Origin of the sequence: Clostridium tepidiprofundi DSM 19306 (assembly GCF_001594005.1) — a bacterium.
In the GTDB taxonomy this organism is placed as follows: Bacteria; Bacillota; Clostridia; order Clostridiales; family Clostridiaceae; genus Clostridium_AC; species Clostridium_AC tepidiprofundi.
In genome coordinates this window covers 1-11378 of sequence record NZ_LTBA01000054.1, presented here as the reverse complement: position 1 = coordinate 11378, position 11378 = coordinate 1, and the positions used below count along the sequence as shown (strand labels likewise).

The following is an 11378-nucleotide window of genomic DNA, read 5'->3' as shown; positions in this document are numbered from 1 at the left end:
TTTTATCAACTCTTGTAAGACATTTATCACAACATTTTTTTGTGCTTTCAAATAGCTCTACACCATCTATTGCAACAACCTTTAACCCATCTATAGTACCACCTCTAAAAACCTTATTTTTTATAGTAGTTTTAATTATATGACTATGAATTCCTTTTAATCCATCTAAATCAAAACCACTGAAACACCGCCTGACAGAGTCAATGCGTGGAGTTCTAGTTTTTTTAGGTAACACTTTTTTAAATTTACCTTTTTCAAGCCAATGGTCTAATCTATTGAAACTTCTTATTTGAAGCATAAATCCAAATAAAACAATAAAAGCAATTGTTGAAATTTTTACTTCTGATTTTACTCTTTTATCTTTTAAGGTATTGATTTTTTCACCTATATGGTATACCTTATTAGTATAGGTGAGTAATTGTTTCAAATAACTCTTGCTCATTTTATCAGCATCCTTTTTGTGTGAATTTCTAAACAAAACTATTATAAAAAGGATGCTTTTATTTTGCAACTTTTTTCTCTATAATTTCCAGTAAAAATCGGAAAATCTCATATTTCCACTGATTATTCTTAAATTCTTATAAATCAATGGGCTACCAACCTAAAAAATTTTTAAGTGCTAAACTTCTGGTATCATCAGATGGTATCCCATTTTCTAATTCTAAATAATTTCTCAGCCATTTTTCTTTTTTTATTCCAAATGCTTCTATTTCACACCATTCATTAGCATTACTTAATACTGCAAAAAGCGTTAATAACACTATATCACTCAATTTATGTTTCACATATGAAGGATCTCTAAAATCAGGAATCTTTTCTACTCTTGCTATTAAATCTTTTATTACTATAATATCCTTCACTAATGAAAAATCTATATCATTTTCATTAAACATTGTTTGTAATTCTTGTAATTTCTTTGATTTTCGTGCCATAAAAATAAATCTCCTTTTTTATTTTTATATTACACGATTTTCTACTTGCTAAACAAGCTTTGTACTATAATTTTAATTTATGGAAAATATTATTTTTTATAAGGTTATCCTGATTATTTTTTCATCATTCTACCTCTTCTATTTCCAAGTCCTCTTCCCATTCCTCTATTTCTTCCTCTACCACATCTTCCGCAGAACTCACTATCATTACACTCACAACAAATCAATTCAACCTCTGCTCCACATTTGGGACATTTCATATCATCACTTGTTATATTCTCATAACTCTCTTCCCATGAATAGCCACAATTTTTGCAATGAATATTGCATATATTCAGTGTATAATTTCCACCCTCTATCTTGATAACTTTACCATTTACAAGTGAATCAGCTATCTTACTTTTCGTTTCAGAATAGATTCTTTGAAATGTTGAACGTGCAATTCCCATTTTTTCTGCACATGCTACTTGATCTAATCCTTCTAAATCCATAAGCCTTATGCTTTCAAGTTCTTCAACATTTAGTGTTACAATATCATTATTTGCATTATCCACGTTTAATGGTCCAAAAACTTTTACATCTGGTATATATCCAACTCTTCTCCATTTTCTTGGTCTAGGCATAAAAATTTTCCTACCTTCCTAATATTCATATATACTTAATAGAATTTACACTTACATTTTGGTTCTTCACAAAAACGTTACATGAGTATTATATCACTTTTTTTTAATAACTTCGAGTTTTTCAATATATCAATTCTGTGAACTACTTCGACCACAAGGGTACGAAGCTTCTTTATAGAAAGTTTGCTGTTTAAGTTTCCTCTAACAAAAGTTAGATAGCCTTATTTCTATGGGCGAGAACACTTGCCCTTATCCCTCATAGCGTAAGCTAACTTGGGAATACATTAGGTTGCGATACCTTGTATATTTTACGCATAGAAGGATTACTCTATGCAACCTTATATATACAGTTATCAAAGAACTATAATACTAACGATTTAGTATTTGTGCCAGTGACCTAATCTTGCATAATGTATGTCAAACGTTGGTATGCCAACATCCATAATAGCAAAGGCTATCCCTTATTTTTCAAAGGGCAGATTAGCTACCTGCATACAGGTGTTAGGGTGACACTTATACTATAACAGTTTTCTTAAATAATAACCATATCGAATGGTTATTATTTAAAGTCCTTACATCCACAGGCACAAGGCACAGTGGTTTTACGGACTAAATTATAAAATATTATATACCATATTATCCAGATTTAATATATATAACTATCATATTTCCCAGTTACTCTAAACTGTAAACATTGGACAAGCATATTGAATATCCTATACTATGAACATTATTATAAAAGGAGCATATATATGTCAAGTAAAGATTTGTTATGGAAAATAAAAAAATCAACTCAAAATGGAGTTGATATAATAACTAAAAAATCTGAAAACCTAATGAACTATCTAAAAATACAATCCGAAATTCATTCCTGTGAGGAAAAAATCGATAACCTTTTCATTGAAATCGGAAAGCTAGTATATGAAAAATATAAATACAATAAGAATATAGACTCATCTTATAAAGATTATTGTAAAACCATAAACAAGCTTGAGAAAAAAATCAAATCTATCAACAAAGAATAAACAAAATGAAAAAATAAATATTCTACAAAGCATGCAAAACAATATTTACATCATGTTTATCTTAACCACACTTGTTTACCTTAGCCACACCTTCGTCATAAAAAGCATGACAAAAACAATAATTCCAACAAAAATTAATGCAAAGGGCATTATTATTTCAAATTGTGCAATCATTATAGCTAAAAAATCCTTGAACGTCATAGACTTTACAACTTCTTTCATTCTATTTTCTTCATCTATCAGTTGACGCTCATATGGATCAATGTTTGCTGCTTTCTTCTTTTTAAAAAACATAAATAATGCCCCCTTATATTATTCAAATGATAAGTTACACCTATTAAGTTACCCCCATAAAGCTATTAACTTCACATCAATGTTGTGAAGTTCCCCACCACAATGGCAGGGACTCTGTATAAAACTCTACCACACTTATAGAATAATACTATTCTATAAACTTTGCAAGCGTATTTATTGCCATCACATAAATCAATCTATATTATATGACAAGCTACATAATGTCCTCCACCAACATCTCTATATTCAGGTATTTCCTCCTCACATCTCTTAGTCTTATAAGGACATCTAGTATGAAATTTACATCCTGATGGTGGATTTGCAGGACTTGGTATATCCCCATGTAATATAATTCTCTCCCTCGTTAATGTAGGATCTGGAATAGGAACGGCTGAAAGCAATGCCTTTGTATACGGATGCAGTGGTTTTGAATACAATTCACGTTTTTCTGCAAACTCAACCATGCTTCCAAGATACATAACTCCAACCTTATGGCTTATATGTTTTACTACACTTAAATCATGAGATATAAACAAATATGAAAATTGTTTTTCAGCTTGAAGGTCTGCAAGCAAATTTATAATCTGAGCTTGAATAGAAACATCAAGAGCAGATACTGCCTCATCACAAACAATAAACTCTGGATTTAATATCAATGCCCTCGCAATTCCAATCCTCTGTCTTTGTCCACCTGAAAACTCATGTGGATATCTTCTAATATGGTGAGGTGCAAGCCCACATTCAAGTATAGTTTCCATTACTTTATCATTTACATCTTTTCTAGTTGCAAATCCGTGATCTAATAGTGCCTCACCAACAATTTCTGAAACACTCATTCTAGGATTCAATGAACTATAAGGATCCTGAAAAATAATTTGCATTTTAGGTCTCATGCTTCTGAGCTCTTTTTTCTCTAATTTAAATATATCTTCACCTTTAAAGTATACATTTCCCTCCGTTTTTTCAAGCAATCTAAGCATTGTTCTCCCTGTTGTAGACTTTCCGCATCCTGACTCTCCAACAAGTCCAACAGTTTCACCTTTTTTAATCTCAAAGCTTATTCCATCTACTGCTTTTACATTTCCAATTGTCTTCTTGAATATTCCCCCCTTTATAGGAAAATACTTTTTAAGGTTTTCAACCTTTATTACTGTTTCTGTCATTTATTCTTCCCCCCCATACAACCAACAAGCTGCTTTATGTCCAGGTAATACTTCTCTTAATGGTGGTTGTTTTGTTTTACAAATATCCATACAGTGCTTACATCTAGGATAGAAATAACATCCCTTAGGTAAACGTAGTGGATTTGGAACTTGTCCAGGAATAGAATCCAATCTTTCTTTGTCCTGGTTCAATATTGGTTTGGATTCAAGAAGACCTACAGTATACGGATGCTTCGGATTTTTAAATAATTCAATAACATTTGCTTCTTCAACAACTTTTCCTGAATACATAACAACTACATAATCACACATCTCTGCAACTACACCCAAATCGTGTGTAATAAGCATTATAGAAGATCCTATCTTCTTTTTTAAATCTCTCATAAGATCCAATATCTGTGCCTGTATTGTAACATCAAGAGCAGTTGTAGGCTCGTCAGCAATCAATAACTTTGGATTACATGATATAGCCATTGCTATCATTGCCCTCTGCCTCATACCTCCACTCAATTCATGTGGATATGCATCTACTATCTCATCTGCTCTCGGAATTCCTACAAGTTCAAGCATCTCTATAGCTTTTTTCTTTGCATCATTTTCATTTAACCCCTGATGAAGCATAATAGCTTCACAAATCTGGAATCCTATGGTAAATACTGGGTTTAAAGAGGTCATTGGTTCCTGAAATATAACAGAAATATCATTTCCTCTTATCCTTCTCATTTCACCTTCAGAAAGATCAAGTATCTTTTTACCATCAATAGTTATGTCTCCACCTACTATTTTACCCGGTGGATTAGGTACCAATCTCATAAGAGACATAGACGTAATACTCTTTCCACATCCAGACTCACCAACTATACCAACAGTTTCACCTTTTTTTATTTTAAAGCTAACGCCATCAACAGCCTTAACTACACCATCTTCAGTATAAAAATATGTCTTTAAGTCCTTAACAACAACTAAGTCATTAGCCATATGTTACTCCCCCTATCTCTTCAGTTTTGGGTCTATAGCATCTCTTAAACCATCACCCAACAAATTAATTGACATAACAGCTAGGAAAATACACAATCCAGGTGGTACCCACAACCATGGTTCAAATTGCAAAACATACATATCTCTACACTTCTGAGCCATTTGTCCCCATGAAGGTATCGGAGGAGTAACTCCCAATCCTAAAAAGCTTAGTGCAGACTCAGATAATATTGCTCCACCTATTCCTAAAGTAGCATAAACTATTATCGAAGCCAATGCATTTGGAAGTAAATGTCTAAACATTTTTCTTCTATCGCTAAGTCCTAATGCCTCAGCCGCTTGCATAAATTCCTGCTCTCTCAATGAAAGCATCTGTCCTCTTACAATACGGCTCAAACCCGTCCAACCAATAATACCTATTATAAACATAACAATAAATATTCTATAATTTGGATTAACATGTAAATCTGACATAACAGCAGAAAGCATTATTAAAATACATAAAAATGGGAAACACATTATCACATCAACAATTCTCATCATTATTGAATCAACTATTCCTCCAAAATATCCAGAAACCACACCAACTATACTACCAATTATAACCTCAATAGATACAGCAACAACACCTACCAAGAGAGATATTCTGCCTGCATACATGAGTCTAGTTAATACATCTCTTCCTACATCATCTGTTCCAAGTGGATGAGCCCATGATGGTGGGAGTTCAGTCTTTGTCAGATCTATTTTATAAACATCATATGGCGATACTATAGGATATACCGCTGCAGCTACTACTAAAATAACAATTATCACTAAACCCGTCATGGCTAATTTATTTCTCTTTAATCTATTCCACACAATCCTTCCAGGACTTAATACAACTTCTTTTTTTTGTTCTGGTTCAATATTTAGCTTGTTTTTAGTATTTATTTCTACTTTTCCACCCATACTTCCACCTCCTATTGCAACCTTATTCTTGGGTCAACTATTGCATAGCTAATATCTGCAATTAGGTTTCCTATCAATACCAAAATAGCCATAAGAAGATTGTATCCCATAATCAAATTATAGTCTCTATTATTTATTCCTATTAAATCAACAGGACCCACTCCTGGCCATGTAAATACTGATTCTGTAATAATTGCTCCTCCAAACAAACCAGCCAATGACAACCCAAATATAGTTATTACAGGTATTAATGCATTTCTAAGTGCATGCTTATATATTACAACCTTTTCCTTTAGACCTTTCGCCCTTGCAGTTCTTATATAATCTTGCCTTATTACCTCAAGCATTGAAGAACGGGTATATCTCATAAGACTCGCAAGTGAACCAAGAGTTAATACAATAACAGGAAGCAATGCGTGTTTCATTACATCTAAAACCATTCTAATACCATGATAATCCATACCTGCAGTATGCATTCCCGATACTGGAAGTAGGCCAAGGTTAACGGCAAAAATCTTTATCAAAGCCATACCAAAGAAGAAAGATGGTATAGATACACCAAATAATGCAAACACAGTAAAGAACATATCAAATCCCGAGTATTGCTTCACAGCAGATATAACACCAATAGGAATTGATAAAATTATAGATAATACAAATGAAATGATTGCTAATAGGAAAGAATTCCATATATATGTATGTAAAACATCCCTAACAGGTTGTTTATAATACCACGAGTATCCTAAATCCCCTTTAAGCGCCTTACCTATCCACCTACCATATTGTATATAGATAGGATCATCAAGTCCCATTTGGTGTCTTAACATAGCTTTTGTCTGTGCTGACACATGTGGATCTGTTATAGCCGACAGTGGATCTCCTGGTGTTAATTTAAATAAGAAAAATATAATAAGCGTTACACCAAACAATACTGGTATTATTTGTAAAATTCTTCTTGCAATATACTGTCTCATTATTGTCCCCCTCTCTTTTTAAGTTGTGCCCGGCTTAATGCCAGGCACAATAAAACTATTGTTCTAATTCAACCTTCCAAATATCATGTGTCCATTCAATATATGAAGAAACATGCAAATTCTTAACTCTATGATTAATTGCAAATCCGGCCTTGCCTGTGCTCAAGAACAAGTAAGGCAACTCATCATTAACTATTACAGCCCACTTTTGATATATTTCTTTTCTCTTTTCTTGATCCATTTCTTTCTTTCCTGCATCCATCAATTTTTGGCTTTCTTCATTTACCCAGCCTACTGCATTAGAACCACCAGGTTCTGTTTGATCTTTACCGAATATTCCAGATGGATCTGGGTCAATTGATAGACTCCAACCCATATTGTACATTTCAAAATCTTGCTTATCATAAACCTTTTGACAAAGCGTTGAAAATTCCATATATTCTGGAATAACTTCAATACCTAATTTACCCCAATTATCTTTTACTATTGGAATCAATGTTTCAACATATTTACTTCCAGTACTAGTCATCCAATGAATCGTAAACTTTTTGCCATCTTTATATCTGAAACCATCATCATGTAATTTCCATCCAGCCTCATCAAGCAACTGTTTTGCCTTCTCTGGATTGTATTTGTATGGATTTACTTTATCTGTATAAGCCCAAGATACTTGTGAAATTGGAACATTACAAGTTTGAGCATATCCTTTAAAATAAGTATCTATAAAACCTTGTCTGTTAAGACCATACATCAATGCCTGTCTAACTCTCTTATCTGAGAACATAGGATTTCTTAGATTCCATCCTATATATCCATATCCGTTAGATGGATATATTTGAATATCAATGAATCCAGCCGCTTTTACCATATTTATATTTTTAGGTTTAATAGCTATACCCTGAACATCAACGCCACCAGTTTTTAATTCCTGAATTTCTGTATCAGAATTAGTAACCTTCATTATTATATTCTTTATTTTTGGTGATCCCTTCCAAAAATTCGGATTAGCTTCAAATGAAACTTCCTGTCCAGCTTTATAACCTTTAAGCTTATATGGACCAGAGCCCATTGGTTTTAATAGCATATCTTTAACATGTTTCCAGTCACCTTTTTTGAAATCATAATAATGTTTAGGCATTATTCCATAACCAAAATTCCAAATAGCCTGAACATCACGCTGTTTTAAAGTAAATGATATAGTATATGGATCTATAACTTTAATACCAGATACTGTTTTAGCATCTCCATCATGATATTCATCATAACCAACTAAATTGTTAACTGCATCACTTCTTAATCCATCATATTTAGGATCACAAATAGCTGTAAATGTAAACGCAACATCATCAGCAGTCAATTCAGTACCATCTGTAAATTTTATACCTTTCTTTAAATGGAAAGTATATGTTAATCCATCATCAGAAATATCCCATGTAGCAATATCAGGTATCGGATTACCTTGTACATCATTAGTAACCATTCCTGTAAATAACAAATCACATACCCACATATCATATACAGTACTTGAATATATAGAAGCAAAGTCACCTTTTGGTGCAACAGTTCCAACTATCAAAGTATCTTTTCTGTTCTTAGCAACCTGAGGATTTTTTTCTGGATGTTCGCATTTTATGATTTCTGTAACATCCTTTTTACCTTCTTTCTTTTTGTCACTGCTAGTATTTGTGTCTGAACTTGTTGAAGTTGTACTAGAGTTGTCTTTTGTATTTGAGTTATTGTTGTCACTACTCGTTGTAGTATTAGCTTTTGAATTGTTATTTTCCTTGTTAGCATTTGCATCACCGCAACCAACTAGGACAAACACAACTGCAAGAGCCAAACAAAGAATTGTCATTACTCTTTTTTTCATATTTTTTCCCCCTTATATTTTTTGATATAATATACCATTCTCAACTTTTACCCAATATAGATATCCCCCCACATTGCATAAGCTGAGAAATGTTAACACAATTATTAAATTTAATATAAATTTCCATATTATATTATATTGAATATTTTATACCATTATTTCATTATTTTCAATATATTTATTACAAAAAGATATAAAATTATGAATATTGTTGTGTTTTCATAAATTTCTGAATTATTACACTAATGATATCACAACCATCTTACAATTACATTAATGCTTTCTTACTTTTTTGTAAGATTATTTATCGATTCTATAAGACTCCCACTTATAAGTGAAAGATTGAATCTTTTTGCTTCAGGTGGAGCAGCGTCTCCATCTGAAATACTAATGTTTTGCTTTAACAAAACGAGTTTACTTGCATTACTTGACTTTTTCGATTTCAAGCTATAAAATGATAATGCAATTTATTTGCAATTAAGTTCAGTGAATCGTCTTTCTAAAACGGAACATCGGAACTTTAAACATTCAAAAGAAATAATTTAATAAAATATTTAATTTTGAGGTGATATATGAATACTATTATTGATATTTCAAATTTATATGTGTATTATAAAAATAATTGCGCTCTTTCAAATATAAATTTATCGGTAAATGAAGGTGACTTTCTAGCAATAATGGGCCCAAACGGCGGAGGTAAAAGCACTCTATTAAAGACAATATTAGGTCTATTGAAGCCCAATAAAGGAACTATTAAAATCATGGATGAGCTTCCCCAAGATTCAAAAGGAGTTATAGGTTATGCACCTCAATTTTCTAAGTTTGACAAAAATTTTCCTATAACCGTTAAAGATGTGGTACTAACCGGCACATTAGCTAAAAAAAATATTTTCTTCCACACATATGGTGAAAATGATTATAAAATCATTTATGACGTTATGAAAAGATTAAATATATATGATTTACGCAATAAACAGATTGGTCAACTTTCAGGTGGTCAACTCCAAAGAGTATTAATTGCGAGAGCTATTTCTATGACTCCCAAAATTCTTTTGCTGGATGAACCAACAGCAAGTATTGACAGCGAATCAAAAACAGAAATATATTCAATATTAAAGGAATTGAACAAAAATATGACAATAATAATTGTTACTCATGATATAGGTGCAATATGCTCATATGTTACTTCAATAGCATGTATTAATAAATCTCTTTTTTATCATGGTGAAGCAGAAATCAATGATAACATCGTTGAACAAATATATGGTTGCCCTATTGATTTAATCGCTCATGGTATTCCTCATAGAGTTTTAAAAACACATAAGGAGGGAAAATAATGTTAAGTGCATTGTTTAATTATTCATTTCTTCAACATGCAGTAATCGCTGCTATTTTATCAAGCATAGCATGTGGAATCATTGGAACGATTATTGTAGAAAAAAAATTAGTAATGTTGAGCGGTGGAATTGCACATACTGCATTTGGCGGTGTAGGTTTTGGATATTTGCTTGGTATCCCTCCAATTTTAGGTGCTTTGGTTTTTTCAGTTGCTTCTGCAATAGGAATAACATCTATAAAACGTAAAAACAGCACCAACACAGACACTCTAATAGGTATGTTTTGGTCTTTAGGCATGGCATTAGGCATATTATTTATAGCATTTATGCCTGGATACCCTCCAGATATGACTTCATATTTATTTGGAGATATATTAAACGTATCAAATTTTGATATAAAAATGATGTGTATTATGGATTTAATAATAATATTATTTATTATATCTATATTAAATACACTTAAATCATATTTATTCGATGATGAATTTTCATTCACCCTAGGAATTAATACTACATTGCTAGAATATTGTCTTTTTATACTTATAGCATTAGCAATAGTTGTTTTAATAAAGGTTGTTGGAATAATATTGATAATAGCTCTGCTTACAGCTCCACCAGCTATTTCAAAATTATTTACTTATGATTTTAATAAAATATTGGTATCTTCGATAATTTTAGGTATGGTTTTTAGCTTTACAGGGCTTTGGTTGTCATATGTAATAAATATACCATCAGGTGCTTCTATAATTTTGGTTACTGTATTAACTTATTTCATTACAACAGCTATTAAATCTTTAAATCAAAAATACAAATTACCTCCGTCATAAACAGAGGTAATTTGTATTTTTAACTTTATTTGTGAACTGCCACCGAAACAAGCAACAAAGATTTTACAGGCTATTTCTATAAAACATATTAATATAATGTCAGAGATTTCGCATCAAAATTCCAGTTAAAAATTTGTTTTTACTAAAATTTGTTTTTTTAACATTTACTTGAATAACTGGGAAGCCTGCAAACCGATAGGCCTTAAAAATAGTTACACCTCCCCCTACCCCAAGAAATTTTAATAATTAATTTCCAGTTTTGTTTTTAAATTATGTTTTAGCAAATATTGGATTAATCCAGTCTTCTTCTATAGTAAATCTTTCATCTCTTATATCTTCAATAATATCTATTTGTAACATTCGTTTTTTTCTAAAACCTCTAATACATCTAAAGAAATATAATT

At 31.7% G+C, this 11378-nt stretch carries 11 protein-coding genes and 1 pseudogene; 3 read left to right on the top strand and 9 right to left on the bottom strand.

The window, feature by feature from the left end; genetic code table 11:
• From CLTEP_RS12280 to CLTEP_RS12270, 3 genes and pseudogenes are all read right to left on the bottom strand, one after another.
• Positions 1-442: pseudogene (locus CLTEP_RS12280) on the bottom strand (transposase); the annotation flags it as partial.
• 151 nt (positions 443-593) lie between these two features.
• A complete protein-coding gene (locus CLTEP_RS12275; RefSeq protein ID WP_066827133.1) occupies positions 594-932 on the bottom strand; it encodes a transposase family protein in 339 nt (112 codons plus the stop codon).
• A gap of 113 nt (positions 933-1045) precedes the next feature.
• On the bottom strand, positions 1046-1555 hold the full coding sequence (locus tag CLTEP_RS12270) for a DUF134 domain-containing protein (RefSeq protein ID WP_066827124.1): 510 nt from the start codon (positions 1553-1555) through the stop codon (positions 1046-1048).
• Between the two features lie 752 nt (positions 1556-2307).
• Between CLTEP_RS12270 and CLTEP_RS12265 the strand changes: the two genes are divergently transcribed.
• The gene (locus CLTEP_RS12265; protein ID WP_066827123.1) at positions 2308-2580 is read left to right on the top strand and encodes a hypothetical protein; all 273 of its coding nucleotides are present in this window, start codon (positions 2308-2310) and stop codon (positions 2578-2580) included.
• Positions 2581-2655: 75 nt separating this feature from the next.
• Here CLTEP_RS12265 and CLTEP_RS12260 read toward each other — a convergent pair whose 3' ends face one another.
• The 6 genes from CLTEP_RS12260 to CLTEP_RS12235 form a co-directional block, all read right to left on the bottom strand.
• Positions 2656-2874 carry a hypothetical protein gene (locus tag CLTEP_RS12260; RefSeq protein WP_066827122.1) on the bottom strand — a complete coding sequence of 73 codons (219 nt, stop codon included), beginning with the start codon at positions 2872-2874 and terminating at the stop codon, positions 2656-2658.
• Between the two features lie 197 nt (positions 2875-3071).
• Positions 3072-4037 (bottom strand): ABC transporter ATP-binding protein, encoded by a 966-nt coding sequence (locus CLTEP_RS12255; RefSeq protein ID WP_066827121.1) that lies wholly within the window; start codon positions 4035-4037, stop codon positions 3072-3074.
• On the bottom strand, positions 4038-5015 hold the full coding sequence (locus CLTEP_RS12250) for an ABC transporter ATP-binding protein (protein WP_066827117.1): 978 nt from the start codon (positions 5013-5015) through the stop codon (positions 4038-4040). It abuts the gene before it with no gap.
• Between the two features lie 12 nt (positions 5016-5027).
• Positions 5028-5966: an oligopeptide ABC transporter permease gene (gene opp4C, locus CLTEP_RS12245; protein ID WP_066827115.1), complete on the bottom strand. Its 939-nt coding sequence runs from the start codon at positions 5964-5966 to the stop codon at positions 5028-5030.
• Between the two features lie 11 nt (positions 5967-5977).
• Positions 5978-6940 (bottom strand): ABC transporter permease, encoded by a 963-nt coding sequence (locus CLTEP_RS12240; protein WP_066827113.1) that lies wholly within the window; start codon positions 6938-6940, stop codon positions 5978-5980.
• 55 nt (positions 6941-6995) lie between these two features.
• Complete coding sequence (locus CLTEP_RS12235; protein WP_066827111.1) at positions 6996-8810, bottom strand: peptide-binding protein; 1815 nt, start codon at positions 8808-8810, stop codon at positions 6996-6998.
• Positions 8811-9382: 572 nt separating this feature from the next.
• On the opposite strand from CLTEP_RS12235, the gene CLTEP_RS12230 reads away from it, so the two are divergent.
• Both CLTEP_RS12230 and CLTEP_RS12225 read left to right on the top strand, forming a co-directional pair.
• A complete protein-coding gene (locus tag CLTEP_RS12230; protein ID WP_066827110.1) occupies positions 9383-10147 on the top strand; it encodes a metal ABC transporter ATP-binding protein in 765 nt (254 codons plus the stop codon).
• Complete coding sequence (locus CLTEP_RS12225; RefSeq protein ID WP_066827109.1) at positions 10147-10974, top strand: metal ABC transporter permease; 828 nt, start codon at positions 10147-10149, stop codon at positions 10972-10974. The genes CLTEP_RS12230 and CLTEP_RS12225 overlap by 1 nt, the downstream gene beginning before the upstream one ends.
• The last annotated feature ends 404 nt before the right edge of the window (positions 10975-11378 follow it).

Excerpts from the sequence above, each read along its gene's own strand:
- CLTEP_RS12230 (WP_066827110.1), top strand. The coding sequence starts at position 9,383 with ATGAATACTATTATTGATATTTCAAATTTATATGTGTATTATAAAAAT.
- opp4C (WP_066827115.1), bottom strand. The coding sequence starts at position 5,966 with ATGGGTGGAAAAGTAGAAATAAATACTAAAAACAAGCTAAATATTGAA.
- CLTEP_RS12240 (WP_066827113.1), bottom strand. The coding sequence starts at position 6,940 with ATGAGACAGTATATTGCAAGAAGAATTTTACAAATAATACCAGTATTG.
- CLTEP_RS12255 (WP_066827121.1), bottom strand. The coding sequence starts at position 4,037 with ATGACAGAAACAGTAATAAAGGTTGAAAACCTTAAAAAGTATTTTCCT.
- CLTEP_RS12225 (WP_066827109.1), top strand. The coding sequence starts at position 10,147 with ATGTTAAGTGCATTGTTTAATTATTCATTTCTTCAACATGCAGTAATC.
- CLTEP_RS12260 (WP_066827122.1), bottom strand. The coding sequence starts at position 2,874 with ATGTTTTTTAAAAAGAAGAAAGCAGCAAACATTGATCCATATGAGCGT.
- CLTEP_RS12235 (WP_066827111.1), bottom strand. The coding sequence starts at position 8,810 with ATGAAAAAAAGAGTAATGACAATTCTTTGTTTGGCTCTTGCAGTTGTG.
- CLTEP_RS12270 (WP_066827124.1), bottom strand. The coding sequence starts at position 1,555 with ATGCCTAGACCAAGAAAATGGAGAAGAGTTGGATATATACCAGATGTA.
- CLTEP_RS12265 (WP_066827123.1), top strand. The coding sequence starts at position 2,308 with ATGTCAAGTAAAGATTTGTTATGGAAAATAAAAAAATCAACTCAAAAT.
- CLTEP_RS12250 (WP_066827117.1), bottom strand. The coding sequence starts at position 5,015 with ATGGCTAATGACTTAGTTGTTGTTAAGGACTTAAAGACATATTTTTAT.
- CLTEP_RS12275 (WP_066827133.1), bottom strand. The coding sequence starts at position 932 with ATGGCACGAAAATCAAAGAAATTACAAGAATTACAAACAATGTTTAAT.